General features: G+C 62.0%; 25 protein-coding genes and 3 tRNA genes. 23 read left to right on the forward strand and 5 right to left on the reverse strand.

The window, feature by feature from the left end; genetic code table 11:
* Positions 1-43: 43 nt before the first annotated feature.
* Both M52SOB_RS05965 and M52SOB_RS05970 read left to right on the forward strand, forming a co-directional pair.
* Complete coding sequence (locus tag M52SOB_RS05965) at positions 44-1,036, forward strand: oxidoreductase (RefSeq protein WP_131111026.1); 993 nt, start codon at positions 44-46, stop codon at positions 1,034-1,036.
* Positions 1,029-2,951 carry a propionate--CoA ligase gene (locus M52SOB_RS05970; protein ID WP_284155264.1) on the forward strand — a complete coding sequence of 641 codons (1,923 nt, stop codon included), beginning with the start codon at positions 1,029-1,031 and terminating at the stop codon, positions 2,949-2,951. The genes M52SOB_RS05965 and M52SOB_RS05970 overlap by 8 nt, the downstream gene beginning before the upstream one ends.
* Positions 2,952-3,023: 72 nt before the next feature.
* Here the strand turns inward: M52SOB_RS05970 and M52SOB_RS05975 are convergent, their stop codons facing one another.
* Positions 3,024-3,797 (reverse strand): enoyl-CoA hydratase, encoded by a 774-nt coding sequence (locus M52SOB_RS05975; protein WP_131111028.1) that lies wholly within the window; start codon positions 3,795-3,797, stop codon positions 3,024-3,026.
* Positions 3,798-3,886: 89 nt separating this feature from the next.
* Between M52SOB_RS05975 and tpiA the strand changes: the two genes are divergently transcribed.
* From tpiA to M52SOB_RS06065, 18 genes are all read left to right on the forward strand, one after another.
* Positions 3,887-4,636: a triose-phosphate isomerase gene (gene tpiA / locus M52SOB_RS05980; RefSeq protein ID WP_131111029.1), complete on the forward strand. Its 750-nt coding sequence runs from the start codon at positions 3,887-3,889 to the stop codon at positions 4,634-4,636.
* A 9-nt stretch (positions 4,637-4,645) separates the two neighbouring features.
* A complete protein-coding gene (gene secG / locus M52SOB_RS05985) occupies positions 4,646-5,002 on the forward strand; it encodes a preprotein translocase subunit SecG (protein ID WP_131111030.1) in 357 nt (118 codons plus the stop codon).
* 104 nt (positions 5,003-5,106) lie between these two features.
* A tRNA-Leu gene (locus M52SOB_RS05990) sits at positions 5,107-5,191 on the forward strand.
* A 54-nt stretch (positions 5,192-5,245) separates the two neighbouring features.
* Entirely contained in the window at positions 5,246-5,626 is a 381-nt protein-coding gene (gene ndhC, locus M52SOB_RS05995) for an NADH-quinone oxidoreductase subunit A (RefSeq protein ID WP_131111031.1), read from the forward strand.
* Positions 5,627-5,630: 4 nt separating this feature from the next.
* Positions 5,631-6,107: a NuoB/complex I 20 kDa subunit family protein gene (locus M52SOB_RS06000; protein ID WP_126445096.1), complete on the forward strand. Its 477-nt coding sequence runs from the start codon at positions 5,631-5,633 to the stop codon at positions 6,105-6,107.
* Between the two features lie 33 nt (positions 6,108-6,140).
* Positions 6,141-6,770, forward strand: a complete 630-nt coding sequence (locus M52SOB_RS06005; RefSeq protein WP_131111032.1) for an NADH-quinone oxidoreductase subunit C — start codon at positions 6,141-6,143, stop codon at positions 6,768-6,770.
* Positions 6,763-8,016, forward strand: a complete 1,254-nt coding sequence (locus M52SOB_RS06010; RefSeq protein WP_131111033.1) for an NADH-quinone oxidoreductase subunit D — start codon at positions 6,763-6,765, stop codon at positions 8,014-8,016. The genes M52SOB_RS06005 and M52SOB_RS06010 overlap by 8 nt, the downstream gene beginning before the upstream one ends.
* Positions 8,017-8,019: 3 nt before the next feature.
* The gene (gene nuoE / locus M52SOB_RS06015; RefSeq protein ID WP_131111034.1) at positions 8,020-8,493 is read left to right on the forward strand and encodes an NADH-quinone oxidoreductase subunit NuoE; all 474 of its coding nucleotides are present in this window, start codon (positions 8,020-8,022) and stop codon (positions 8,491-8,493) included.
* Positions 8,494-9,861 carry an NADH-quinone oxidoreductase subunit NuoF gene (gene nuoF, locus M52SOB_RS06020; RefSeq protein ID WP_131111035.1) on the forward strand — a complete coding sequence of 456 codons (1,368 nt, stop codon included), beginning with the start codon at positions 8,494-8,496 and terminating at the stop codon, positions 9,859-9,861.
* On the forward strand, positions 9,855-12,188 hold the full coding sequence (gene nuoG / locus M52SOB_RS06025; RefSeq protein ID WP_131111036.1) for an NADH-quinone oxidoreductase subunit NuoG: 2,334 nt from the start codon (positions 9,855-9,857) through the stop codon (positions 12,186-12,188). Before nuoF ends, nuoG begins: the two co-directional genes overlap by 7 nt.
* Positions 12,188-13,261, forward strand: coding sequence for an NADH-quinone oxidoreductase subunit NuoH (nuoH, locus tag M52SOB_RS06030; protein WP_131112454.1), 1,074 nt, complete (start codon positions 12,188-12,190; stop codon positions 13,259-13,261). Before nuoG ends, nuoH begins: the two co-directional genes overlap by 1 nt.
* Before the next feature lie 5 nt (positions 13,262-13,266).
* Positions 13,267-13,755 carry an NADH-quinone oxidoreductase subunit NuoI gene (gene nuoI, locus M52SOB_RS06035; protein ID WP_131111037.1) on the forward strand — a complete coding sequence of 163 codons (489 nt, stop codon included), beginning with the start codon at positions 13,267-13,269 and terminating at the stop codon, positions 13,753-13,755.
* Between the two features lie 9 nt (positions 13,756-13,764).
* The gene (locus M52SOB_RS06040) at positions 13,765-14,406 is read left to right on the forward strand and encodes an NADH-quinone oxidoreductase subunit J (protein ID WP_131111038.1); all 642 of its coding nucleotides are present in this window, start codon (positions 13,765-13,767) and stop codon (positions 14,404-14,406) included.
* The gene (nuoK, locus tag M52SOB_RS06045) at positions 14,403-14,720 is read left to right on the forward strand and encodes an NADH-quinone oxidoreductase subunit NuoK (protein ID WP_131111039.1); all 318 of its coding nucleotides are present in this window, start codon (positions 14,403-14,405) and stop codon (positions 14,718-14,720) included. Before M52SOB_RS06040 ends, nuoK begins: the two co-directional genes overlap by 4 nt.
* A 6-nt stretch (positions 14,721-14,726) precedes the next feature.
* On the forward strand, positions 14,727-16,742 hold the full coding sequence (gene nuoL / locus M52SOB_RS06050; RefSeq protein WP_131111040.1) for an NADH-quinone oxidoreductase subunit L: 2,016 nt from the start codon (positions 14,727-14,729) through the stop codon (positions 16,740-16,742).
* Positions 16,743-16,755: 13 nt separating this feature from the next.
* Entirely contained in the window at positions 16,756-18,228 is a 1,473-nt protein-coding gene (locus tag M52SOB_RS06055; protein ID WP_131111041.1) for an NADH-quinone oxidoreductase subunit M, read from the forward strand.
* Between the two features lie 26 nt (positions 18,229-18,254).
* On the forward strand, positions 18,255-19,730 hold the full coding sequence (nuoN, locus tag M52SOB_RS06060) for an NADH-quinone oxidoreductase subunit NuoN (protein WP_131111042.1): 1,476 nt from the start codon (positions 18,255-18,257) through the stop codon (positions 19,728-19,730).
* Between the two features lie 34 nt (positions 19,731-19,764).
* On the forward strand, positions 19,765-20,442 hold the full coding sequence (locus M52SOB_RS06065) for a hypothetical protein (RefSeq protein WP_131111043.1): 678 nt from the start codon (positions 19,765-19,767) through the stop codon (positions 20,440-20,442).
* A gap of 5 nt (positions 20,443-20,447) precedes the next feature.
* Here the strand turns inward: M52SOB_RS06065 and M52SOB_RS06070 are convergent, their stop codons facing one another.
* The 3 genes from M52SOB_RS06070 to M52SOB_RS06080 all read right to left on the reverse strand — a co-directional run bounded on the left by M52SOB_RS06070 (position 20,448) and on the right by M52SOB_RS06080 (position 21,480).
* Complete coding sequence (locus tag M52SOB_RS06070) at positions 20,448-20,744, reverse strand: type II toxin-antitoxin system HicA family toxin (RefSeq protein WP_131111044.1); 297 nt, start codon at positions 20,742-20,744, stop codon at positions 20,448-20,450.
* 15 nt (positions 20,745-20,759) lie between these two features.
* Positions 20,760-20,848 (reverse strand) — tRNA-Ser (locus M52SOB_RS06075).
* Between the two features lie 287 nt (positions 20,849-21,135).
* Positions 21,136-21,480, reverse strand: a complete 345-nt coding sequence (locus M52SOB_RS06080; protein ID WP_131111045.1) for a YkgJ family cysteine cluster protein — start codon at positions 21,478-21,480, stop codon at positions 21,136-21,138.
* Between the two features lie 76 nt (positions 21,481-21,556).
* Between M52SOB_RS06080 and M52SOB_RS06085 the strand changes: the two genes are divergently transcribed.
* Positions 21,557-21,633: transfer RNA gene (locus tag M52SOB_RS06085), tRNA-Val, on the forward strand.
* A gap of 76 nt (positions 21,634-21,709) precedes the next feature.
* Here M52SOB_RS06085 and M52SOB_RS06090 read toward each other — a convergent pair.
* Positions 21,710-22,981: a bifunctional O-acetylhomoserine aminocarboxypropyltransferase/cysteine synthase gene (locus M52SOB_RS06090; protein WP_131111046.1), complete on the reverse strand. Its 1,272-nt coding sequence runs from the start codon at positions 22,979-22,981 to the stop codon at positions 21,710-21,712.
* Positions 22,982-23,075: 94 nt separating this feature from the next.
* Between M52SOB_RS06090 and yoaA the strand changes: the two genes are divergently transcribed.
* Together yoaA and sugE are read left to right on the forward strand one after the other, a co-directional pair.
* Positions 23,076-25,058: a DNA repair helicase YoaA gene (yoaA, locus tag M52SOB_RS06095; protein WP_131111047.1), complete on the forward strand. Its 1,983-nt coding sequence runs from the start codon at positions 23,076-23,078 to the stop codon at positions 25,056-25,058.
* A gap of 1 nt (position 25,059) precedes the next feature.
* Positions 25,060-25,380, forward strand: a complete 321-nt coding sequence (gene sugE, locus M52SOB_RS06100; protein ID WP_131111048.1) for a quaternary ammonium compound efflux SMR transporter SugE — start codon at positions 25,060-25,062, stop codon at positions 25,378-25,380.
* Positions 25,381-25,468: the final 88 nt, after the last annotated feature.

Raw genomic sequence — 25,468 nt, forward strand, 5'->3', positions numbered from 1 at the left:
CAGGTCGATGGCTATAATCGACCGCACAAAAAAGGAGTGGAGCATGACGTTCAAGGCATTGCTGATACGGCAGGAGGATGGCCGCGTGACGGCCGGCTTCGAGCAGATGACTGAGCCCGCGCTCGATCCGGGCGAGGTGACGATCCGCGTCCTCTGGTCCGACGTCAATTACAAGGACGCGCTCGCCGCGACCGGCGCCGGCAAGATCATCCGGCGCTTTCCCTGCATCGGCGGCATCGATCTCTCCGGGGTGGTGATCGACAGTCAAAGCCCGCAATTCCGCCCCGGCGACGAGGTGCTGGCGACGAGCTTCGACATCGGTGTCGCCCATCATGGCGGCTATGCCGAAATCGCCCGCATGCCGGCCGCATGGGTGCGCAGGATTCCGGCGGGGCTCGATGTGCGCAGCGCGATGGCGCTCGGCACGGCCGGCTTCACTGCCGGGCTGGCAGTGGCGCGCATGGAGCACGACGGTTTGCGTCCGGACAAGGGCCCGGTGGTGGTCTCGGGCGCGACCGGTGGTGTGGGCAGCATCGCGATCGAGATCCTCGCCAAATCCGGCTACGAGGTGTATGCGCTGACCGGCAAGGCCGAGGCGACCGATTATCTGAAGGCGCTTGGCGCCCGCGAAGTGATCTTGCGTTCCAGTCTCGACCTGAGTCGGATCCGGCCGCTCGAAAAGGCGCAATGGGCGGGAGCGGTCGACAATCTCGGCGGCGAAGTGCTGGCCTGGATGGCGAGCACGATGAAGCAGGGCGGCACGATTGCCAGCATCGGTCTTGCCGCCAGCATGGAACTCAAGACCACCGTCGCGCCGTTCATCCTGCGTGGGGTATCGTTACTCGGTATCGATTCCGGCTACATCGGCGAGCCGTGGCGCAGCGAAGTCTGGCGCCGGCTGGGCAGCGATTGGAAACCCGAGAAGGTCATCCATCAGGTGCGCGAAATCGGCTTCGATGAGTTGCCGAGTGTGTTCGACGATTTTCTGCAGTCACGCGTGACCGGCCGCATCGTCGTGCGTATCCAGAATCCATGACAACCAGAGGGAAAGGAAAATGATGAAATACGCTGAGTTCCATCGGCGTTCGATCGAGGATTGCGACGCATTCTGGGGCGAGCAGGCGCAACTCGTCGACTGGCAGACGCCGCCGCAGAAGATCTGCGATTACAGCCGGCCACCATTCGTCAAGTGGTTCTCGGGCGGGACGACGAATCTCTGCCACAACGCTGTAGACCGTCATGCCGCGAAGCGGCCCAATGACCGCGCCCTGATCTATGTGTCCACCGAGACGAACGAGGAACGCATCTATTCGTTCGCCGAATTGAAGCAGGAAGTGATGCGCATGGCGGCCGTCATGCAATCGCTTGGCGTGCAAAAGGGCGATCGTGTGCTGATCTACATGCCGATGATTCCCGAAGCCGCGTTCGCGATGCTCGCCTGCGTGCGCATCGGCGCGATCCACTCCGTGGTGTTCGGCGGCTTCGCTTCCGGGTCGCTGGCCACTCGTATCGATGACGCCAAGCCAAAATTGATCGTCTCCTCGGATGCCGGCATGCGCGGCGGGCGTGCCGTGCCCTACAAGCATCTGCTCGATGAGGCGATCAATCTTTCCGCAGCCAAGCCCGAAAAGGTGCTGATGGTGGACCGCGGCATCGACAAAGGTTTCAACAAAGTCGCCGGCCGCGATGTCGATTATGCCGAGCTGCGTGCGCAGCACATGGATGCCGAAGTCCCCTGCGTCTGGCTCGAATCCTCCGAGCCGTCCTACATCCTCTACACCTCCGGCACCACCGGCAAGCCCAAGGGTGTGCAGCGCGATACCGGCGGTTATGCCGTCGCGCTCGCTGCCTCGCTCAAATACATCTACACCGGCTATGAAGGCGAAACCTATTTCGCCACCTCGGACATCGGCTGGGTGGTGGGGCACAGCTACATCATTTACGGGCCGCTGATTGCCGGCATGGCGACGGTGATGTACGAAGGCACGCCGATCCGGCCCGATGCCGGCATCTGGTGGAGCCTGGTCGAGAAATACAAGATCAATGTCATGTTCTCGGCGCCGACGGCGATCCGCGTGCTCAAGAAGCAGGATCCGGCCTATCTGCACAAATACGATCTCTCCTCGCTCAAGCATCTGTTCCTCGCCGGCGAACCGCTCGACCAACCGACGCACGAATGGATCATGAACGAATTGAAACTGCCGGTGATCGACAACTACTGGCAGACCGAGACCGGCTGGCCGATGCTCTCGGCGGTGCCTGGGGTGGAAAAGACGCCGATCAAATTCGGCTCGCCGTCATTCCCCGTCTTCGGCTATGACCTACGCATTTTCCGCGAGGACGGCACGGAGTGCGGCCCGAACGAAAAAGGCATCGTCGGCGTCGTGCCGCCGCTGCCGCCGGGCTGCCTGTCGACGGTGTGGGGGCAGGATGAACGCTTCGTCAGCACCTATTTCAGCCTGTTCAAGGAACCGCTGGTCTATTCGTCGTTCGACTGGGGCATCAAGGACGAGGAGGGTTACCACTTCATCCTCGGCCGTACCGACGACGTGATCAACGTCGCCGGCCACCGTCTCGGCACGCGCGAAATCGAAGAAGCGGTGCAGGCGCATCCGGCAATCGCCGAAGTGGCGGTCGTCGGCGTCAATGATCCGCTCAAAGGCCAAGAACCAGTCGCCTTTGCCGTCGTCAAGGATGCCGCGAAGATCGCCACGCCGGAACTCAAGGCTGCCCTCGAAGCCGAGGTGAAGAAGACCGTCGATGGCCTGCTCGGCGCGATCGCCCGGCCGAAGCATGTGCATTTCGTCACCGGCCTGCCGAAGACGCGTTCCGGCAAGATGCTGCGGCGCTCGATCCAGGCGCTGGCCGAGGGCCGCGATCCGGGCGATCTGACGACGCTGGACGACCCAACGACGCTGGAACAGATCCGTCAAGTGCTCGTTCAAGGCTGAATCCTGGCGGGACGGCGACTTGTGCCGTCCCGCCAGCGCCGAATTTGCAGGGCTGCCCGGGGCGTGGTGCGTCTATCGATTGCGAAACTTCGGGGCGCGTTTTTCCAGAAAGGCGGCCATGCCTTCCTTCTGGTCTTCGAGTGCGAAGGAAGCGTGAAAAGTGCGCCGCTCGAATAGCAGACCTTCGGCGAGCGAGGTCTCGAAGGCGCGATTGACGGATTCCTTGATCATCATCAGCACGGGCAGGGAGTAGCCGGCGATCGTTTGTGCTATGGCAAGGGTTTCGTCGATCAGTTTCTCGGTCGGGAAGATCCGCGCGACCAAGCCGCAGCGTTCCGCTTCGACGGCGTCCATCATGCGCCCGGTGAAGCAGAGATCCATCGCCTTTGCTTTGCCGACGGCCCGCGGCAAACGTTGCGTGCCACCGGCGCCAGGCAGGGTGCCGAGCTTGACTTCCGGCAAGCCGAACTTGGCGTTTTCGGCAGCATAGATCGTGTCACACATCAACGCGAGCTCGCAGCCGCCGCCGAGCGCATAACCTGCTACCGCGGCGATGACCGGCTTGCGGCAGGCTTTTAGGCGTTCCCAGTTGCGGGTGATGAAGTCCCCCCGGTAAGCGGCCATGTAGTCGAAATCCTTCATCGCACGGATGTCGGCGCCAGCGGCGAAGGCCTTGTTGTCACCGGTGAGGACGATGCAGCCGATGTCGTCGTCGGCCTCGAAGTTGGCAAGCGCGCTGCCGATACCTTCAATGACTTCGTCATTGAGGGCATTCATGGCGGCGGGGCGGTTGATGCGGATCAGACCCGCCTTGTCATGGGTCTCGCTGATGATGCTTTGGGACATGGGGTTCTCCGGTTGAAGGCAAAATTGACGTGCTCGGAAAGCCGTCACTATAATGCGCGCCTCTCAATCCCGCTGAAACGGAACCGAAGATGCGCAGGAAATTCGTCGCCGGTAACTGGAAGATGCATGGCAGCTTGAAAAGCAATGCCGAATTGCTCCGCGACGTGCGAACGGGTGTCGCCACATTCGATATCGATATTGCCGTCTGCGTCCCCTATCCGTACCTCGCCCAGGTCAATGAATTGCTCAAGGGCAGCAATGTGGCCTGGGGCGCCCAGGATGTTTCCGAACATGCCCAGGGTGCTTATACCGGCGAGGTCAGTGCCGCGATGCTCGTCGATTTCGGCTGCAAATATGTCATCGTCGGTCACTCCGAGCGGCGCACCTATTACGGCGAAAGCGATGCAATCGTCGCCGCGAAAACCGAGGCTGCACTCAAGGCGGGGCTGATCCCGATCGTCTGCGTCGGCGAGACCCTCGAAGAACGCGAACGCAATGTCACGGCTGAAGTGGTCACACGTCAGCTCGACGCCGTCATCGCTCGCTGTGGCGTTGCTGCACTGGCCAATGCGGTGGTGGCCTATGAACCGGTCTGGGCAATCGGCACCGGGCGCACTGCGACGCCAGCCCAGGCTCAGGAAGTCCATGCATTGATCCGTGCCCGCGTGGCTCGCGAAGATAGGGCGGTCGCTGATGGCCTGCGCATCCTCTACGGTGGCAGCATGAAGCCCGGCAATGCGCAGGAGTTGATGGCTCAACCCGACATCGATGGTGGCCTGATCGGCGGCGCGTCGCTGGTGGCCGCCGATTTCGTGGCCATCTGCGCGGCGGCCCGTTAAGGAAAATCCATGAATATTCTCTTCACCATCACACTCACCGTGCACATCATCGTCGGCCTTGCGGTGATCGGTCTGGTGCTGATTCAGCATGGCAAGGGCGCCGACATGGGCGCGGCGTTCGGCAGCGGTGCATCGGGCAGCCTGTTCGGGGCGACCGGCTCGGCGAATTTCCTCTCGCGCTCGACCGCGGTGCTGGCGGCGATATTCTTTCTCACCAGCCTTTCGCTGGCTTATATGGCCAGTCAGCGTCCTGCGACGGCAGGCACGAGTGTGACTGATACCGTCAAGACCGAATCGGTCGTCCCTGCGGCCCCGGTTCAGCCCGATGTGCAGGACGATTCGAAGGCGAAAAATATTCCGAAGTGAGGCCAAAAAAGAGCGGAATGCAGTTAAAATCCGCGTGCTGATGAAGATGCGGAGCTTGCCAGCAGCGGCGCGCGTGATTTGAGCTGCTGTGGCAGGTTCGAAAAGCCGACGTGGTGGAATTGGTAGACACGCTATCTTGAGGGGGTAGTGGCGAAAGCTGTGCGAGTTCGAGTCTCGCCGTCGGCACCAGACAACAGGGCAGGGGCAGTGACCATGAAGCGGTTGGCTACAGGGGCTTGTTGAATGCTGGAAAACTATTTCCCGGTACTGGTATTCATCGTCGTTGCCCTGATCTTCGGCTGCGTGCCGATCATCATCGGGCGTCTCGTCGGCCCCCATCGCCCGGATCCTGAAAAACTCTCCCCCTACGAATGCGGCTTCGGCGCCTTCGAGGATGCGCGCATGAAGTTCGATGTGCGTTACTACCTCGTCGCCATCGCGTTCATCATCTTCGATCTGGAAGTCGCCTACATGTTTCCCTGGGCGGCGATCTACAAGGAATTCGTCGGCGCCGAAAATGCAGTGGTGCGGACCTTCGGTTTCGTCGAGATGTTCATCTTCATGGGTATTCTCGTCGTCGGTTTCGTCTGGGCCTGGCTGAAAGGCGCCCTCGACTGGGAGTGAGCAAGTGAGCATCGAAGGTGTCTTGCAGGAAGGCTTCGTCACCACCACGCTCGACAAGGTCATCAACTGGACACGCACCGGCTCCCTCTGGCCGATGACGTTCGGCTTGGCCTGCTGCGCGATCGAGATGATCCACACCGGGGTGTCCCGTTATGACCTCGACCGCTTCGGTGTGGTCTTCAGGCCGAGCCCGCGTCAATCCGATGTCATGATCGTCGCCGGTACGGTCACCAACAAAATGGCCCCGGCGATGCGTCGCGTCTATGACCAGATGGCCGAACCGCGCTGGGTGATCTCGATGGGTTCCTGCGCGAACGGCGGCGGCTACTACCATTACTCGTATTCCGTGTTGCGGGGTTGCGATCGGGTGATTCCGGTCGATATCTACGTGCCGGGTTGTCCTCCCACGCCCGAGGCACTGCTCTACGGCATCATCCAACTGCAGAACAAGATCAACCGGACCTGCACCATCGCCCGCTAATTCCCCGTCGTTTGCGAAATCTCTGAAATCATCATGAGCGCCAAGCTGGAACGGCTGTGCAATCGCCTGAACGAAATCTTCGTCGGGCGCATCCAGAATCTCACCTTGGCAGGCGGCGAGGTTACGTTGGAAGTCGCTGCCGCTGACTATTTCGAGGTCGCCAAGACGCTGCGCGATCATCCGGAGCTGCGCTTCGAGCAGTTGCTCGATCTGTGTGGTGTCGATTACGTGACCTATGGCCGGACGGACCTCGTCGATTTCAGCGCCGGACGTTCGCCGCGCTTCGCCGCCGTCAGTCATTTGCTCTCGCTGACCCATAACTGGCGCTTACGGTTGCGTGTTTTTGCGCCGGATGATGCGTTTCCGGTGGTCGCTTCGCTGACGCCGCTGTGGAGCAGCGCCAACTGGTTCGAGCGTGAGGCCTTCGATCTGTTCGGCATCATGTTCGAAGGCCATGACGACCTGCGGCGCATCCTGACCGATTACGGTTTCGTCGGCCATCCGTTCCGTAAGGATTTCCCGGTGCATGGCTATGTCGAGATGCGCTACGACCCGGAACAGCGTCGCGTGGTCTATCAGCCCGTGACCATCGAGCCGCGTGAGGTGACGCCACGCATCATCCGCGAAGAAAACTATGGAAAGGTGAGCGACGACCGTGGCTGAGATCAAGAACTATACGGTCAACATGGGGCCGCAGCATCCGGCGACGCACGGGGTGTTGCGACTGGTGCTCGAACTCGATGGCGAAGTGGTGGTGCGTGCCGATCCGCACATCGGTCTGTTGCACCGCGCCACCGAAAAGCTGATGGAACATCGCACCTGGGTGCAATCCCTGCCCTATATGGATCGGATGGATTACACCTCGATGTTCATCAACGAGCATCCCTTTTGTCTCGCCGTCGAAAGGTTGCTGGGCATCGAGGTGCCGATCCGCGCGCAATACATCCGCGTGATGTTCGACGAGCTGACGCGCATCTTCCACCATCTCTTCAACCTCGGCACGCACGCCCTCGACATCGGCGCGATGGCGATGGTGTTGTACACCTTCCGCGAGCGCGAGGACATCCTCGACATGCTCGAAGCAGTCTCCGGTGCGCGCATGCATGGCGCCTATTACCGGCCGGGTGGGGTGTATCGCGATTTGCCGGACAGCATGCCCAAATACACGGTCAACAAGTTCAAGGACGAGAAGACCGTCAAGGAGCTGAATGCTGCGCGCGAAGGCTCCATGCTCGATTTCATCGAGGATTTCACGAACCGGTTGCCGCGCTATCTCGACGAATACGAAACTCTGTTGACCGGCAACCGCATTTGGAAGCAGCGCACCGTCGGCATCGGCGTCGTCTCGCCTGAGCGTGCGCTACAACTCGGTTTCACCGGGCCGATGCTGCGCGGTTCGGGTATCGCCTGGGACCTGCGCAAGAAACAGCCCTATATGGTCTATGACCGGCTCGATTTCGACGTGCCGGTCGGTGTCAATGGCGATTGCTACGACCGTTACCTCGTGCGCATGGAAGAAATGCGCCAGTCCAACCGGATCGTCAAGCAGTGTGTCGACTGGCTGCGCAAGAACCCGGGTCCGGTGATGGTCGACAATGTCAAGGTGGCTCCGCCGAAGCGCGAGAAGATGAAGGCCAACATGGAAGAGCTCATCCACCATTTCAAGCTCTTCACCGAAGGCATCCATGTGCCGCCGGGCGAGACCTACGCCGCGATCGAGCATGCCAAGGGCGAGCTGGGGGTGTACATGATTTCGGATGGCGCCAACAAACCCTACCGCGTCAAGGTGCGCTCGCCCGCTTTCCAGAACCTGTCGGCGATGGACGAAATGGCGCGCGGCCACATGATCGCCGACGTGGTCACCATCATCGGCACGATGGACATCGTGTTTGGCGAAGTGGACAGATAAGTCATGTTGAGCGAAGCCACGCTGCAGAAAATCGATCGCGAAATCGCGAAATACCCGTCCGACCAGAAGCAGTCGGCGGTCATGGCTGCCTTGCGACTCGCCCAGGAGGAAAAAGGCTGGCTGGCGCCCGAGACCATCGCCTTCGTGGCGAAATACCTCGGCATGGCCGAAATGGCGGTCTATGAGGTGGCGACCTTCTACAACATGTACGACCTGGCGCCGGTCGGCAAATACAAGATCACGGTGTGCACCAATCTGCCCTGCGCCCTGTCGGGTGGCGTACATGCGGCCGACTATCTGAAAGAGAAACTCGGCATCGACTTCAACGAAACCACGCCCGATGGCAAGTTCACGCTCAAGGAGGGCGAGTGCATGGGAGCGTGCGGCGATGCGCCGGTAATGCTCGTCAATGATGTGCGTATGCGCTGTTTCATGACGCCCGAGGAAATCGACCGGCTGCTCGCGGAGTGCAAATAAATGGCGATTCTCGACAGCATCAATCCGACTCTCACCGCCGGCTGGCACCAGCCCGACGTGCGCGATCTGAACCGCGATAGCGGCTGGCATCTGCAGGATTACGAAGCGCGGGGCGGTTATCAGGCTTTGAAAAAACTGTTCGCCGAACAGATGACCCCGGAGCAGGTGATCGCGGAGGTGAAGGCTTCGGTCTTGCGCGGCCGCGGCGGGGCGGGTTTCCCGACTGGCCTCAAATGGAGCTTCATGCCCAAGAATGCCACGGGCGAGAAATACCTCGTCTGCAATACCGACGAAGGCGAGCCCGGCACTTTCAAGGATCGCGACATTCTGCGTCTCGATCCGCATGCGGTGATCGAGGGCATGATCATCGCCGGCTACGCGATGGGGGCGAACCGCGGCTACAACTACATCCACGGCGAAATTTTCGAGCTTTATCAGCGTTTCGAAGCAGCGCTCGACGAGGCGCGCGCCGCCGGCTATCTGGGCAAGAACATCCTCGGCTCGGGCTTCGATTTCGAGCTCTATGCGCATCACGGCTGGGGTGCCTACATTTGCGGCGAAGAGACGGCGCTGCTCGAATCCCTCGAAGGCAAGAAGGGTCAGCCGCGTTACAAGCCGCCTTTTCCCGCCAACGTCGGTCTCTACGGCTGTCCGACGACGATCAACAACACCGAGTCGCTCGCCTCGATCCCCTGGATCATCCGCAATGGTGGCCATTCGTTCCTCGATCTTGGCAAGCCGAACAACGGTGGTACCAAGCTGTTCTCCGTCTCGGGCCACGTCAATAAACCCGGCAACTACGAAGTGCCGCTGGGCACGCCGTTTGCCAAGCTGCTCGAGATGGCCGGTGGGATGCGCGGCGACAGGAAGCTCAAGGCGGTGATTCCCGGCGGCTCCTCGGCGCCGGTGCTGCCGGCCGAGATCATCATGGAGTGCACGCTCGATTACGATTCGATCGCCAAAGCGGGCTCGATGCTTGGTTCCGGTGCGGTGATCGTCATGGATGAGACGGTTTGCATGGTCAAGGCGCTCGAACGGCTGTCGAGGTTCTATCACGAGGAATCCTGCGGGCAATGCACGCCCTGCCGCGAAGGAACGGGCTGGCTCTACAAGATGATCCATCGTATCGAGCATGGCCAAGGACGGCCGGAGGATCTCGAGCTGCTCGACGACGTGGCGAAGAACATCATGGGCCGGACGATCTGCGCGCTCGGCGATGCCGCGGCCCTGCCGGTGATCAGTTTCGTCAAACACTTCCGCGATGAATTCGCCTATCACATCGAACACAAGCGCTGCCTGGTGCCGCCCGAGGTGCAGCGGGCGGGCAGTACCTTCCACACGCGATTGATGGCGGGGGCGACATGCTGAACATCGAAATCGACGGCAAGCCGCTGCAGGTCAATCCGGGCACGACGGTCTTCGAGGCCGCGCGCTCTGCCGGCATTTACATCCCGCATTTCTGCTATCACAAGAAGCTCTCGATTGCTGCAAACTGCCGCATGTGCCTGGTGCAGGTCGAGAAGGCGCCCAAGCCGATGCCGGCCTGCGCGACCGTCGTCACCGAAGGCATGAAGGTGTTTACGCACTCGCCGCTGGCCGTCAAGGCGCAGCGCGATGTGATGGAGTTTTTGCTGATCAACCATCCGCTCGACTGCCCGATCTGTGACCAGGGCGGCGAATGCCAGCTGCAGGACCTCGCGGTCGGCTATGGCGGCGGGCACGCGCGCTTCCAGGAAGAAAAGCGCGTCGTCAGCAACAAAGACCTCGGTCCGCTGGTGGCGACCGACATGACGCGTTGCATCAACTGCACGCGCTGTGTGCGCTTCACCCAGGAGATCGCGGGTTACATGGAGCTCGGCCAGGCCTATCGCGGCGATCGCGCCGAGATCATGCCTTTCCTCGGCCAGACGCTCGATTCGGAACTTTCTGGCAACGTCATCGATCTCTGTCCGGTCGGGGCGCTGACCTCGAAGCCGTTCCGCTTTGCGGCGCGCACTTGGGAGCTGTCGCGGCGCAAGTCGGTCAGTCCGCATGACGGCCTGGGCAGCAATCTGATCGTGCAGGTGCTGCATGACAAGGTGAAACGCGTGTTGCCGCGCGAAAACGAGGCGATCAACGAGTGCTGGCTCTCCGACAAGGAACGTTTTTCCTATGAGGCGCTCAACGGCGAGGAACGACTGACGCGCCCGATGGTGAAGCAGGGCGGCCAGTGGCGCGAAGTCGAGTGGAACGCCGCGCTCGATTACGCCGCGCACGCATTGCGCGACATCGCCCGCGATCACGGCGCCGACTCGCTCGGCGCCCTCGTCAGCCCCCATGCGACGTTGGAAGAAATGGCATTGGCGGCGAAGCTGATGCGCGGACTGGGTTCCGACAATCTCGATTTCCGCCTGCGCCAGAGCGATTTCAGCCTCGATGGCCAGCGAGCCGGTATCCCTTGGCTGGGCATGAAGATCGCCGAGATCGGCGCGCTCGATCGCGTGCTGGTGGTCGGCAGTTTCCTGCGCAAGGATCATCCGCTGATCGCCCAGCGCCTGCGCCAGAGCGCGAAGAAGGGCGCCCAGGTGTCGATCCTGCATGCGGCCGACGACGAGCTGTTCATCAAGCTCTTCGCCAAATCGATCGCCGCGCCGGCGCAGCTGCCGACGCTGTTCGCCGAAGTCGTCAAGGCGGTAGCTGAACTCAAGAATGCTCCGCTCGGTGCCGAGTTCGCAAAAGTCGGCGCTGGTGAGACGGCACGCAAGATCGCTGCCAGCCTCGTCTCCGGCGCGAACGTCGGCATCCTGCTCGGCAACTTCGCCCAGCAGCATCCGCAGTCAGCGACGCTCGAACGTCTCGCCCAGCAGCTCGCCGGACTGCTCGGCGCGAAATGGGGTTTCCTCGGTGAGGCGGCCAACAGTGTCGGCGGCTATGTGGCCGGCGCCCATCCCCGCCAGGGAGGGCTGAATGCCGCGCGACTGATCGCCGAGCCGCGCAAAGCCTATTTGCTGCTCGGCGCCGAACCCGAACTCGACTGCGCCGATGGTGCGGCGGCGTTGGCCGCGTTGCGTCAAGCGAAGAGTGTCATCGTGCTCTCGCCGTTCAAGTCGCAGGCGGCATTCGAGTATGCCGACTGCCTGCTGCCCGTCGCACCGTTTACCGAGACTTCCGGCACCTTCGTCAATACCGAGGGCCGCGCGCAGAGTTTCCATGCCGTCTGCAAGCCCTTGGGCGAGACACGGCCGGCCTGGAAGGTGCTGCGCGTGCTGGGCAATCTGCTGGATCTCGCCGGCTTCGATTACGCGAGTTCGGAAGAGGTGCGCAATGAAGTGCTCGGCGGCGCAGACGAATTCGTCACCGGTCTCGACAATGCCGTCAAACCAGGTACCTATGAGTTTTCCGCCGTCAGCCAAGGGCTGCAGCGCATCGCCGATGTGCCGATCCATTTCGCCGATCCGTTGGTGCGCCGCGCGCCGAGCCTCTTGGCCACCCATGATGCCGCGCCGCCGACGGCGCGCATGAACGCCACGACGCTGGCGAAACTGGGACTGGCCGACGGAGACGGAGTGAAAGTCGGCGCTGGCGGGACGGCAGTCGATCTCGTCGCCCGGCTCGATGCCGGCGTGCCGGACGAGTGCGTGCGTATCGCCGCGGCCCATGCGACGACGGTGGCGCTCGGTCCGCTGTTCGGCACCCTGAACGTGGAGCGCGCATGATGGAAGCCCAGTTCCTGCAATTCTTCCAATCCGCCCTCGGCAGCGCCTGGCCGACGGTAGCCCCCATCTGGCCGGCGATCTGGGCGTTGCTGAAGATCGTCGCCGTGCTGGTACCGGTGATCGTTTCGGTCGCCTATCTGCCCTATTTCGAGCGCAAGGTGATCGCCTACATGCACGTGCGCATCGGTCCGAACCGCGTCGGGCCAATCGGTCTACTACAGCCGATCGCCGATGCGCTGAAACTGGTGTTCAAGGAAATCGTCACGCCGACCAAGGCCAACAAAGCCCTCTATTTCACCGGCCCGATCCTGGCGTTGGCGCCTGCGCTGGTGGCCTGGGCGGTGGTGCCGTTCGACGACGGCAAGGTGATCGCCAACGTCGATGCCGGCGTGCTCTACCTGCTCGCGGTGAGCTCGCTGGGCATCTACGGCATCATCGTTTCCGGCTGGGCCTCGAACTCGAAATATGCCTTCCTCGGTGCGATGCGTGCCGGCGCGCAGATGATTTCCTACGAGATCGCGATGGGCATGGCCTTGATCACCGTACTGATGGTTTCGAACAGCCTCAATCTCGGCGACATCGTGCATGCCCAGGCCAAAGGCCGCTTCGCCGACATGGGGCTTGGCCTGTTGTCCTGGAACTGGCTGCCGCTGTTGCCGATGTTCGTGATCTACCTGGTTTCCGGCGTCGCGGAAACCAACCGGGCGCCGTTCGACGTCGTCGAAGGGGAATCGGAAATCGTCGCCGGCCACATGGTCGAGTATTCGGGCATGGCCTTCGCGCTGTTCTTCCTCGCCGAATACGGCAACATGATCCTGATCTCGGCGCTGACCTCGATCTTCTTCCTCGGCGGCTGGCTGTCGCCGGTGGGTTTCCTGCCCGATGGTCTGGGCTGGCTGGTGCTGAAGATCTCGTTCCTGCTATTCCTGTTCCTCTGGTTCCGCGCCTCCTTCCCGCGTTACCGCTATGACCAGATCATGCGGCTGGGCTGGAAGGTCTTCATTCCCTGGTGCATCGTCTGGATCCTGCTCGTCGGTGTCTGGATGATGTCGCCGCTCAACATCTGGAACTGACCACCATGGGTGCGCTCAAGGACTTCATCGGCGGCTTCCTTCTCAAGGACTTCCTTGCCGGCATGGCGCTGACCGGGCGCTATCTGTTCGCCCGCAAGATCACCGTCCAGTATCCGGATGAGAAGACGCCGCAGAGTTTCCGTTTCCGTGGCCTGCATGCCCTGCGCCGCTACCCGAACGGCGAGGAACGTTGTATCGCCTGCAAGTTGTGCGAGGCGATCTGCCCGGCGATGGCGATCACCATCGAATCGGCCGTGCGGGAAGATGGCTCGCGGCGCACGACCCGCTATGACATCGATCTGACCAAGTGCATCTTCTGCGGTTTCTGCGAAGAGGCCTGCCCGGTCGATGCCATCGTCGAAACACACATCTTCGAATATCACGGCGAGACGCGCGGCGATTTGTATTACACCAAGCAGATGCTGCTGGCGAACGGCGACCGCTACGAGGAAGAGATCGCCCGGCGTCGTCAGCTCGATGCGCCTTACCGGTAGAGCGCGGCCATGGAATTCAAGACCTTCATCTTCTACATGTTCGCGGCGATCATGCTGTTCGCCGCGCTGCGGGTGATCACCGCCCGCAACCCGGTGCATGCCGCGCTCTATCTGGTGCTGGCATTCTTCAACGCCGCCGGCATTTGGATGCTGCTGCAGGCGGAATTTCTCGCCATCCTGCTCGTGATGGTCTATGTCGGCGCGGTGATGGTGCTGTTCCTGTTCGTCGTCATGATGCTCGATATCGACCTCGACCGCCTGCGCCATCGTTTTTGGAGCTATCTGCCGCTCGGCGCGATGATCGGCGTGCTGATGGTGGTCGAAATGAGCCTGGTACTCGGCGGCAAATACTTCGGTGTCGAGGCGCTGCCCGGTCAGACCCTGCCCGATGGCTACAGCAATACCCGCGAACTCGGGCGTCTGCTCTACACCGAATACGTCTATCCGTTCGAGCTGGCCTCGGTGATCCTGCTGGTGGGCGTCATCGCCGCCGTGCATCTCACCCTGCGCCGCCGTAAAGACACCAAGTATCAGAAGCCGTCGACGCAAATCCATATCCGGCGCGAGGATCGCGTGCGGCTGGTGAAGATGGCGGTCGAAAAGGACACGCCTGTCGAACAAGCAGCGGAGACGAAGGAGGGCGGGCAATGAGTCTGACGACCCTTTCGCTTTCCCACTATCTGATCCTCTCGGCGATCCTGTTCGCGATCAGCGTGGTCGGCATCTTCCTCAACCGCAAGAACCTGATCGTATTGTTGATGGCGATCGAGCTGATGCTGCTATCGGTGAATCTGAACTTCGTCGCCTTTTCCCATTATCTGAACGACCTGGCCGGGCAGCTCGCGGTGTTCTTCATCCTCACCGTCGCCGCGGCCGAGGCCGCCATCGGTCTGGCCATCCTCGTCGTGCTGTTCCGCAACCTGTCGACCATCCACGTCGATGATCTCGACAGCCTGAAGGGATAAGGGGAAATGAAACTGCTCTACCTCATCGTGCCGCTGGCGCCGCTGATCGGCGCGATCATCGCCGGCCTGTTTTCCAAAACAGTGGGCCGCAGCGGTGCCCATTGGGTGACGATCCTCGGCGTGACGGTCTCCTTCATCGCCTCCCTGTTGATCTTCCGGGACGTGATGGCTGGCCATACCTTCAACGGCGATGTCTATACCTGGCTCGAATCGGGCGGCCTAAAGCTCTCGATCGGCTTTCTGATCGACCCGCTCACCGCGGTGATGATGATCGTCGTCAGCTTCGTCTCGCTGATGGTGCACATCTACACCATCGGCTACATGGCGCATGACGAAGAAAACTGGCCAGCCGACAGCCGCGCCGGCACGAACAGCTATCAGCGCTTTTTCGCCTACATCTCGTTGTTTACCTTCTCGATGCTGATGCTCGTGATGAGCAACAACTTCGTGCAGCTGTTCTTCGGCTGGGAGGCGGTGGGCCTCGTCTCGTATCTGTTGATCGGCTTCTGGTCGGTGCGCCCTTCGGCGGTGTATGCGAACCTGAAGGCGTTCCTGGTCAACCGGGTCGGCGACTTCGGTTTCCTGCTCGGCATCGGTCTCGTCGCTGCCTATGCCGGCAGCCTCGATTACGCGACGGTGTTCGGCAAGGCGAAAGATCTGGCCGCGATGACCGAAGCCGTCACCGGCTGGCCGCTGATCACCGCGATCTGCATCGGCCTGTTCATCGGCGCGATGGGCAAGTCGGCGCAGTTTCCGCTGCATGTCTGGCTGCCCGATTCGATGGAAGGCCCGACGCCGATTTCCGCGCTGATCCACGCCGCGACGATGGTGACCGCAGGCATCTTCATGGTCTCGCGCATGTCGCCGCTGTTCGAGCTCTCCAACACGGCACTTTCCATGGTGATCGTCGTCGGTGCGATCACGACGCTGTTCATGGCGCTGATCGCGATCGTGCAAACCGACATCAAGCGCGTCGTCGCCTACTCGACGCTCTCGCAGCTCGGCTACATGACGATGGCGCTGGGCGCCTCCGCCTACTCGGCGGCGATCTTCCACCTGATGACACACGCCTTCTTCAAGGCGGTGCTGTTCCTCGGCGCCGGCTCGGTGATCATCGCGATGCACCATGAACAGGACATGCGCAAGATGGGTGGTCTGCGCAAATACATGCCGATCACCTATGCGACCGTGCTGATCGGCGCGCTCGCCAACGCCGGTCTGCCGCCGTTCGCTGGTTTCTTCTCGAAGGACTCGATCATCGAGGCGGTGCATCTCGCCAACGTGCCGGGCGCAGGCTTCGCCTATTTCTGCGCGCTGGCGGCCGTGTTCGTCGGCGGCCTGTATTCCTTCCGCCTCGTCTTCTTCGCCTTCCACGGCAAGGAGCGCTTCCGTGAAGCGCATGGTCACGGCGAACATGGGCACGGTCATGGTCATGGCGCAGTGCATGAGCCGCACGAATCGCCCAAGGTCGTCACGGTGCCGTTGATCCTGCTGGCGATCCCGGCGATCGCCTCCGGCTGGGTGATCGGCACGATGCTCTATGGCGGCTGGTTCGGCAATGCGATCTTCATCGATAGTGCCGCACATCCGGGCATGGCAACGATGGCCGAGGAATTCCATGGCGTCATGGCGATGATCGCCCATGGCGTGACGACCCTGCCTTTCTGGCTGGCCATCGCGGGGGCCGGCCTGGCAGGGTATCTCTATCTCGTGCGGCCGGAGCTGCCGGCGGTGATCAAACGGAAATCCGGCATCCTCGCCACGATCCTGGAAAAGAAATACGGCTTCGACGAATTCAACGAATGGTTCTTCGCCGGCGGCGCGCGTGCCATCGGCCGCCTGCTCTGGAAAGGCGGTGATCAGACGCTCATCGACGGTGTGGCGGTCAATGGTTCGGCGCGCCTGGTCGGCTGGTTTGCCAGCGCCGTGCGTCTGATCCAATCCGGCTACATCTATCAATATGCCTTCTCGATGATCATCGGTGTCTTCGTGCTGCTGACCCTCTGGATGAACCGAGCCTGACGGAACCGACGCAATGAGTTCTCATCTCCTTAGCCTGGCCATCTGGGTGCCGATCCTCGGCGCCTTCGTGGTGTTTGCCGCCGGCAATGCGCACAACCTGGCGCGCTGGGCGGCGCTGATGACCGCCATCGCCGGTTTCGCCGTGACCCTGCCGCTGTATGCCGGTTTCGACGTCACCCAGGCGGGCATGCAGTTCGTCGAGCAGCGCCCGTGGATGCCGCGTTTCAACATCGAATATTTCCTCGGCGTCGATGGCATTTCCCTGCTGTTCATCCTGCTCAACAGCTTCATCACCATCCTCGTGGTGATCGCCGGCTGGGAAGTGATCAAGGAAAAGGTGGCGCAATACATGGGCGCCTTCCTGATCATGTCCGGCGTGATGAACGGCATCTTCTGCGCGCTCGACGCGATGCTGTTCTATGTCTTCTTCGAGGCGTCCTTGATCCCGATGTACATCATCATCGGCATCTGGGGCGGGCCGAATCGCGTCTATGCGGCCTTCAAGTTCTTCCTCTATACACTGCTCGGCTCATTGCTGATGCTGATCGCGCTGATCTACCTGTTCCTCGCCTCCGGCGGCAGCTTCAACCTGCTCGACTGGCACCAGCTGAAGATCGGCATGACCCCGCAGCTCCTGCTGTTCCTCGCCTTCCTGGCGGCCTTTGCCGTGAAAGTGCCGATGTGGCCAGTGCATACCTGGCTGCCCGATGCCCACGTCGAGGCCCCGACCGGCGGCTCGGTGGTGCTCGCGGCGATCATGCTGAAGCTCGGCGCCTATGGCTTCCTGCGTTTCTCGCTGCCGATCACGCCGGATGCCAGCCACTATTTCGCGCCGCTGATCATCGCGCTGTCGCTGATCGCCGTCATCTACATCGGTTTCGTCGCGCTGGTGCAGGCCGACATGAAGAAGCTGATTGCCTATTCGTCGATCTCGCACATGGGCTTCGTCACGCTGGGTTTCTTCATCTTCAACCCGCTAGGTCTCGAAGGGGCGCTGGTGCAGATGATTTCCCACGGTTTCGTCTCGGCGGCGATGTTCCTGTGCGTCGGCGTGATGTACGACCGCATGCATTCGCGTCTGATCGCGGATTACGGCGGCGTGGTGCATCGCATGCCGAAGTTCGCCGGTTTCTTCATGCTGTTTGCGATGGCGAACGCCGGTCTGCCCGCAACTTCCGGCTTCGTCGGTGAGTTCATGGTCGCTCTGGGCGCGATCAAATACCATTTCTGGATCGGCTTTGCCGCCGCGACGACCCTCGTGCTGGGGGCGGCCTACACCCTTTGGATGTACAAGCGTGTGATCTTCGGTCCGGTCGGCAATGCGCATGTCGCCGAGCTTACCGACATCAACGCGCGCGAGTTTCTGTTCCTGGCGGCACTGGCGCTCTGCGTGCTGGCCATGGGCGTCTACCCATTCCCGTTCACCGAAGTGATGCACGCCTCGGTGGATAACCTGCTCAAGCACGTCGCGGTGAGCAAACTCTGATCAACCTGGCGGCGACGAGATAAACGATGCTCAACCATTTCATCACGCCCGACCTCTACCCGGCCGCAGCGGAGCTCTTCCTCGCGGCCATGGCCTGCGTCATCCTGCTGGTCGACGCGATGCTTTCTCCCGCGCGCCGCTGGCTGAGCGCGGCCCTGACCTTGCTCACGCTTTTTGGCTGCCTGCTTATCACTTATCGGACGATGGATGGCCAGGTGGTGCTGACGTTCAGCAACATGTTCGTCGATGACCTGTTCGGTGATTTCCTGAAGATCCTGCTCTATCTGGCAGTGATCGTCGTGATCGTCTATAGCCGCGACTATCTGGTAGCGCGCCGTCTCGACAAGGGCGAATACTACGTCCTGGTGCTGTTCGCGACGCTCGGCATGATGGTGATGATTTCCGCGGCGAGCTTCCTGACCATCTATCTCGGGCTGGAATTGCTTTCGCTGTCGTTGTATGCGCTCGTGGCGATCGATCGGGATTCGCCGCGCGCCACCGAGGCGGCGATGAAATACTTCGTCCTCGGCGCCCTGGCTTCCGGCTTGCTGCTCTATGGCATGTCGATGGTGTATGGCGCAACCGGCACGCTGGAGATCGGCGGCGTTGCCCAGGCGCTGCACTTGGGCGTCGCCAACAAGACAGTGCTGGTCTTCGGCCTGGTGTTCATCGTCGCTGGGTTAGCTTTCAAGCTCGGCGCCGTGCCCTTCCACATGTGGGTGCCCGATGTCTATCAGGGCGCGCCGGCGCCGATCACGCTGCTGATCGGCTCGGCCCCGAAACTGGCTGCTTTCGCGATGGCGATGCGCATGCTGGTGTATGGCCTGTTCGAGCTGGCCGAGCATTGGCAGAGCATGTTGATGCTGCTGGCGGTGCTGTCGATCGCGCTTGGTAACCTGGTCGCGATCGCCCAGACCAACCTCAAGCGCATGCTGGCCTATTCGGCGATTTCGCACATGGGCTTTTTGCTGCTGGCGCTGACCAGCGGCGTGGTCGGTCCCGACAAGCATTTTGCGCTGAACGCCTACAGCTCGGCGATGTATTACGTGGTGGCTTACGTGCTGATGTCGCTCGGCGCCTTCGGCACCGTGCTGCTGCTGTCGCGCGCCGGCTACGAGGCCGAGCACCTCGACGATTTCAAAGGGCTCAATCAGCGCAGCCCGTTGTTCGCTGCGGTGATGCTGGCGGTGATGTTCTCGATGGCCGGCGTGCCTTTCTTCGTCGGCTTCTTTGCGAAATTCTCCGTCCTGCTTGCCGTCATCGATGCCGGCTATCTGTGGGTGGCGATTTTCGCGGTGTTGTTCTCGCTGATCGGCGCTTTCTACTACCTGCGCGTCGTCAAGTACATGTACTTCGATCCGCCGGCGGATGTTGCGCCCTTGGAGGCGGGCTTGGACATGCGCTTCCTGCTCGGCGTGAATGGCGCTGCCATTGCGTTGTTCGGCATTTTCCCGGACGCGCTGGTGTCGATGTGCACCTACGCCCTGTTGCGTTCGCTTTAATTCTGCGCCGCAGTCGCGTCGCGCCGGCGCAGACATGAGATTGCTCAAATCGATCGCGCTGTTCATCGCGATCGTCTTCGCCCTGTTGGCAATCCCCTTGCTGTTCATCTCCGGTGGCGAGCGAGCGCCAACCGATGACGAGGCTAAATTGCCCTGGCGCATCGAAACATTGCCCGGTGGCGGCTCGCGCGTCTTTGGCCTGACGCTGGGCGAGAGCATACTGGAGGATGCTTACCGGCAGTTCGGCACCGATGTCCAGATTGCCCTGATCGCTGCCCAAGGGGAGTCCGGCTCGGTCGAGGCTTATTACGACAGCGCACACGTCGGCCCCATTACCGGGAAGATGATCCTGACACTGGAAACCACGCCAGCGGAACGTGAAGCCATGCTGAAGCGCGCGGTCAAGGCTGAGGTGACGGAAAACGCGTCGCGGCGCATCACGCTTGCCGATGCCGATCTGCAGGAACTGCGCCGGGCGCGCATTGCCGGCATCACTTTCATACCCGCGGCGAATCTCACCGAGGATGTCGTCATGCAACGCTTCGGTGCGCCCAGTGAAAGAATTCGTCTCGACGCAAACATCAGCCATTGGCTCTATGCCGACAGGGGGCTCGATATCCGGATCGATGCCAAAGGCAAAGAGGTGCTGCAATACGTCGCGCCAGCCAATTTCGCCCGCTTGCGCGACCCGTTGCTGGCCGCCGCGCGCTAAACCGCTCAGGATGCTTTTTCGCCCGCTTCGTGCTGGGCTTCGTAGCTCGAGGGACTGACTCCGGCGCGCGCCAGGAATTCGCGCAGATGCTTGATGTCCTGCCGTCCGAACACGCTGCCTTGATGCGGATGATGGAGGAAATACTCGTGGCGGTTCAGCACCACGCGAAACCGAGCACCATGTACCGGCTCCACGCTTGCGCCCAGGTGATGGAGCAGTGATTCGATCTCGCGCCAGTGGATGTTGCCGCTCGGTGGATCCTGAAACAGGCTGCGCAATAGATGAAGATGTTTGTGGCTCATGATTTCGACCCATGCTGGCGGAGGCGGTGAGATTCGAACTCACGAGGGGGGATGCCCCTGGCGGTTTTCAAGACCGCTGCCTTAAACCACTCGGCCACGCCTCCAAACTCCAAACGACGAAAACTACTGGCGGTTTTAGTTCCGGCATAACGCGCTACGCGCATTAGGGAAACACTCAATAAGTCTGCTGCGCGACCGGATGGCTGTGTTGCGCGGTGCTCGGATGCTCGCCTATCACTTTGATATGTCTCGCATCCTGCGCTCCGTGCGCCTTGCCCTCCGGCCGCTCGCGACGACTTCTTCAGCGTTTCCTTAGCCTTCACTAGCGCGCCCCGCTTGCGCCAAGACCGCTGCCTTAAACCACTCGGCCACGCCTCTTAACCGGAGCGGATTATAGCCCGCCAAGTGGCGGCAACCCGTGGCGGCGCCGGGCTTCGTCGCAGGCTTCGTCGCCGATGCCGAGTGCGGAGAACGGGGCGAAATCGCGACAGGCCGCCGGACGCCGTTCGTAGATCGTGCAGCGGACGCTTTCCCCGACGACTCCGGCCAAGGCGATGCAGCGTCCCGGCAGGTCGGGATGTTCGCGCATGCAGGCGGTCGTCGGCGTGTAGGGTTCCGTCATCCCGTCGGGCACCCAGCCCGAAGGGTGGCTGGCCAGCTCGACGCGGGGGAGGGTGACGCGGTAAGTCGCACAACAGGCGCCGCATTGGCAGCAGACCGAGGGAGAGGCTTCCATGGCGCGAGGGTAGCAAAAAATGTTGTCCGCCGCATTGCACAGCAAACGCGATTCGTCTAGAATGCGCGGCTCGTTCAGGCGGTTAGCTCAGCTGGTTAGAGCGCCACGTTGACATCGTGGAGGTCGTTGGTTCGATTCCAATACCGCCTACCAGACACGAAAAAGCCGTCCCGTATCCCGGGGCGGCTTTTTGCTTTTGGGCGACTCGCAAAGCGGCGCCGAAACGGTCTTACGCTGCTGCGAGCGCCTGCTCCAGATCGGCCTGCAAATCGTCGATGTGCTCAAGTCCAATCGACAGCCGCACCATGTCTTCCGAGACGCCGGCCTTTGCGAGCTCTGCCGGTGAGAGCTGGCGGTGGGTGGTGCTGGCCGGATGGCAGGCGAGGCTCTTGGCGTCGCCGATATTGACCAGGCGGGTGATCAGCTTCAGCGCATCCTGGAAGCGGGCGCCGGCCGCAGCACCTCCCTTGACACCGAAGGTCAGGATACCCGAGGCACGTCCGCCCATGTATTTTTGCGCCAGCGCATGTTCGGGGTGGTCGGGCAGACCGGCATAGCGCACCCAGCCGACTTTCGGATGGTTCTTCAGGAAGTTTGCGACGGCCAACGTGTTCTCGCAGATGCGATCCATGCGCACGGCCAGGGTCTCGATGCCCTGCAGGATCAGGAAACTGTTGAACGGCGAGATCGCCGCGCCCATGTTCCGAAGCGGCACGACGCGCGCGCGGCCGATGTAGGCGGCGGGGCCGAGCGCCTCGGTATAGACGACACCGTGATAGGAAACGTCGGGCTCATTGAGGCGCTTGAATTTCGCCTTGTGCTCGGCCCAGGGAAACTTGCCGGAATCGACGATCGCGCCGCCGATGCTGGTGCCATGTCCGCCGAGATACTTGGTCAGTGCATGCACGACGATGTCGGCGCCATGCTCGAACGGGCGGCACAGGTAAGGCGTCGGCACGGTGTTGTCGACGATCAGCGGCACGCCGGCGGCGTGCGCTACTTCGGCGAGCGCGGCGATATCGACGACGTTACCCAAGGGGTTGCCGATCGATTCGCAATAAACCGCCTTGGTGTGAGCGTCGATGAGCGGCTTGAAACCGGCCGGATCGCGGTAGTCGGCGAAGCGCACCTCGATGCCGTATTGCGGCAGCGTATGGGCGAACAGGTTGTAGGTGCCGCCATAGAGCGTACCGACCGAGACGATGTTGTCGCCGGCCTCGGCGATGGTCTGGATCGCATAGGTGATCGCCGCCATGCCGGAGGCGAGCCCCAGCGCGCCGACGCCACCTTCCAGCGCCGCCAAGCGCTGTTCGAGCACGGCGGTGGTCGGATTCATGATGCGTGTGTAGATGTTGCCGGCGACCTTCAGGTCGAACAGATCGGCGCCGTGCTGGGTGTCGTCGAAGGCGTAGGAAGTGGTTTGATAGATCGGCACCGCCACCGCCTTGGTGGTCGGGTCCGGGCTGTAGCCGCCGTGCACGGCGAGCGTTTCGATTTTCATGGACGTCCCCCTCTGGTCTTGATGATCGAAACGTAATTGTGGCGTAAAACTCGGCGCTGGTGGCACGGCATGCGTGCTACCATGCCGCGCCGTCATGCCCGCCCAAGCCGATCTGGAGAAGATTTTCGCCGCCGACGGCCCGTTCGATCGGGCCATCAGCGGCTATCGGCCGCGCCGGCAGCAGATCGCGATGGCGCGCGATGTGCAGGCCGCCATCGCGGCCAATCAGGTGCTGGTCGCCGAAGCCGGCACCGGCACCGGCAAGACTTTCGCCTATCTGGTCCCGGCGCTGCTCTCGGGCGGCAAGGTGATCATTTCTACCGGTACCAAGACGCTGCAGGATCAGCTCTTCAACCGCGACCTGCCGACGGTGCGCGAGGCGCTCGGCGTGTCGGCGAGCATCGCACTGCTGAAGGGCCGCGCCAACTATGTCTGCCACCATCACCTGGAACGCGCGCTCTCCGCCGGCAAGCTCGCCTCGCGCGCCGAGGTTGCGCATCTGCACAAGATCGCGCGTTTCGCCAAGATCACGGCGACGGGCGACAAGGCCGAATGTGCCGATGTGCCGGAAGATTCCGGCGCCTGGGGCTTGGCCACCTCGACGCGCGAGAACTGCCTCGGCCAGGAATGCGCCTATGTCAAGGAATGCTTTGTCATCGCTGCGCGGCGCGAGGCGCTCGCCGCCGATGTCGTCGTCGTCAATCACCACCTTTTCTTTGCCGACGTGATGCTCAAGGACGACGGCATGGGTGAGCTCTTGCCTGCCTGCAACACGGTGATCTTCGACGAGGCGCACCAGTTGCCCGAAGTGGCGGGTCTCTTTTTCGGCGAGAGTGTCGGCACGGGACAGATCCTCGATCTGGCGCGCGATGCGAAGCTCGAAGGCATGGCCGCCGCGAAGGATTACCCGCCCTTGCAGGAAGCGGCGCAGACGCTGGAAAAGGCGGCCAAGGATCTGCGCCTGGCTTTCAAGCATGAAGGCCGTCTCGCAATCGCGCAATGGCTGCAACATCCACAGGCCATCGCGGCGCTGGAGCATCTGCAAAAGAGGCTCGATGAGCTCGGCCGCCATCTCGAAGCCCAGGCGGGACGCTCGGAAGGACTGGCCAACTGCCTGCGGCGCTGCGGGGAGCTGATCCTGTCGTTGCGGAACTGGCAGACGGCGAAAGTCGGCGCTGACGGGACGGCACCGGCTGATGTGGCGGAGAGGGATGAGCAGAGCGCCGTGCGCTGGGTCGAAGTGACGACCTATGGCGCCACGTTCAATCTCACGCCATTGTCGGTCGCCCCGCTGTTCAGGAAGCAGCTCGAGGGCCATCCGCGCGCCTGGATTTTCACCTCCGCCACGCTCGCCGTCGGCGAGGATTTTTCCCACTACCGCAATGCCTTGGGCCTCGCCGAGGCAATGACCGCTCGCTGGGACAGCCCGTTCGACTATCCGAACCACGCCTTGCTCTATTGTCCAACCGGCATGCCGGATCCGAACCATGCCGATTATTGCGATGCGGTGGTCGAAGCCTGCTGGCCGGCGATCCGGGCAGCAGGCGGCCGGGCTTTCGTGCTCTGCACGAGCTTGCGCGCGATGCGCCGCATCCACGAGCTGCTGGCCTCGCGCATCGCGGCGGCACGGCTCGAGATGCCGCTCCTGCTGCAGGGACAGCGCCCCAAAGCGGAACTGCTCGATACTTTCCGGCGACTGGGCAATGCGGTGCTGGTGGCGAGCCAGAGTTTCTGGGAAGGCGTCGATGTGCCGGGCGAGGCGCTGTCGCTGGTGGTCATCGACAAGCTGCCGTTCGCGCCGCCCGACGATCCGGTGCTCGCGGCGCGCATCGACATGCTCAAGCGTCAGGGCCGCAACGCCTTCTTCGAGGTGCAGCTGCCGCGCGCGGTGATCAGCATGAAGCAGGGTGCCGGCCGGCTGATCCGCTCGGAAACCGACCGTGGTGTGCTGATGGTCTGCGATCCACGCCTGGTCGACAAACCTTACGGCCGGCGCATCTGGCAGAGCCTGCCGCCGATGCGGCGCACGCGCGAGATCGGTGAGGTCGCGGCGTTTTTCGAAAATCCGGAGAACTGACATGGCATGGATCCTCTTGCTGCTGGCCGGCCTGTGCGAGGTCGCCTGGGCGATCGGGCTCAAATACACCGATGGCTTCACGCGCCCGGTGCCATCGCTGCTGACGCTGGCGGCGATGGTGGCGAGTGTCGTGCTGCTCGCCCTGGCGATGAAGTCGCTACCGGTCGGTACCGCCTATGCGGTATGGGTCGGCATCGGCGCGGTCGGCACGGCGATCTTCGGCATCGTGTTGTTCGCCGAACCGGCGAGCGCCGGGCGGCTCTTGAGCCTCGCGCTCATCGTCGCCGGCATTATTGGTCTCAAGCTCGCCACACCGCACTGAGAGCTTGTGAAAAATTCTGCTGCGCTTGCCATCTTGGGGTCGGGCGGTGCTCGCCATCCTCATGTATGTCCATATACATTCCGGTGGC

The sequence above is a fragment of the Sulfuricystis thermophila genome (assembly GCF_004323595.1).
In the GTDB taxonomy this organism is placed as follows: domain Bacteria; phylum Pseudomonadota; class Gammaproteobacteria; order Burkholderiales; family Rhodocyclaceae; genus Sulfuricystis; species Sulfuricystis thermophila.

Bases quoted from the DNA above. Each gene is read 5' to 3' on its own strand.
- M52SOB_RS05965 (WP_131111026.1), top strand. From the start codon at position 44: ATGACGTTCAAGGCATTGCTGATACGGCAGGAGGATGGCCGCGTGACG.
- M52SOB_RS05975 (WP_131111028.1), bottom strand. From the start codon at position 3,797: ATGTCCCAAAGCATCATCAGCGAGACCCATGACAAGGCGGGTCTGATC.
- tpiA (WP_131111029.1), top strand. From the start codon at position 3,887: ATGCGCAGGAAATTCGTCGCCGGTAACTGGAAGATGCATGGCAGCTTG.
- secG (WP_131111030.1), top strand. From the start codon at position 4,646: ATGAATATTCTCTTCACCATCACACTCACCGTGCACATCATCGTCGGC.
- ndhC (WP_131111031.1), top strand. From the start codon at position 5,246: ATGCTGGAAAACTATTTCCCGGTACTGGTATTCATCGTCGTTGCCCTG.
- M52SOB_RS06005 (WP_131111032.1), top strand. From the start codon at position 6,141: ATGAGCGCCAAGCTGGAACGGCTGTGCAATCGCCTGAACGAAATCTTC.
- nuoE (WP_131111034.1), top strand. From the start codon at position 8,020: ATGTTGAGCGAAGCCACGCTGCAGAAAATCGATCGCGAAATCGCGAAA.
- nuoF (WP_131111035.1), top strand. From the start codon at position 8,494: ATGGCGATTCTCGACAGCATCAATCCGACTCTCACCGCCGGCTGGCAC.
- nuoG (WP_131111036.1), top strand. From the start codon at position 9,855: ATGCTGAACATCGAAATCGACGGCAAGCCGCTGCAGGTCAATCCGGGC.
- nuoH (WP_131112454.1), top strand. From the start codon at position 12,188: ATGGAAGCCCAGTTCCTGCAATTCTTCCAATCCGCCCTCGGCAGCGCC.
- nuoI (WP_131111037.1), top strand. From the start codon at position 13,267: ATGGGTGCGCTCAAGGACTTCATCGGCGGCTTCCTTCTCAAGGACTTC.
- M52SOB_RS06040 (WP_131111038.1), top strand. From the start codon at position 13,765: ATGGAATTCAAGACCTTCATCTTCTACATGTTCGCGGCGATCATGCTG.
- nuoK (WP_131111039.1), top strand. From the start codon at position 14,403: ATGAGTCTGACGACCCTTTCGCTTTCCCACTATCTGATCCTCTCGGCG.
- nuoL (WP_131111040.1), top strand. From the start codon at position 14,727: ATGAAACTGCTCTACCTCATCGTGCCGCTGGCGCCGCTGATCGGCGCG.
- M52SOB_RS06055 (WP_131111041.1), top strand. From the start codon at position 16,756: ATGAGTTCTCATCTCCTTAGCCTGGCCATCTGGGTGCCGATCCTCGGC.
- nuoN (WP_131111042.1), top strand. From the start codon at position 18,255: ATGCTCAACCATTTCATCACGCCCGACCTCTACCCGGCCGCAGCGGAG.
- M52SOB_RS06065 (WP_131111043.1), top strand. From the start codon at position 19,765: ATGAGATTGCTCAAATCGATCGCGCTGTTCATCGCGATCGTCTTCGCC.
- M52SOB_RS06070 (WP_131111044.1), bottom strand. From the start codon at position 20,744: ATGAGCCACAAACATCTTCATCTATTGCGCAGCCTGTTTCAGGATCCA.
- M52SOB_RS06080 (WP_131111045.1), bottom strand. From the start codon at position 21,480: ATGGAAGCCTCTCCCTCGGTCTGCTGCCAATGCGGCGCCTGTTGTGCG.
- M52SOB_RS06090 (WP_131111046.1), bottom strand. From the start codon at position 22,981: ATGAAAATCGAAACGCTCGCCGTGCACGGCGGCTACAGCCCGGACCCG.
- yoaA (WP_131111047.1), top strand. From the start codon at position 23,076: ATGCCCGCCCAAGCCGATCTGGAGAAGATTTTCGCCGCCGACGGCCCG.
- sugE (WP_131111048.1), top strand. From the start codon at position 25,060: ATGGCATGGATCCTCTTGCTGCTGGCCGGCCTGTGCGAGGTCGCCTGG.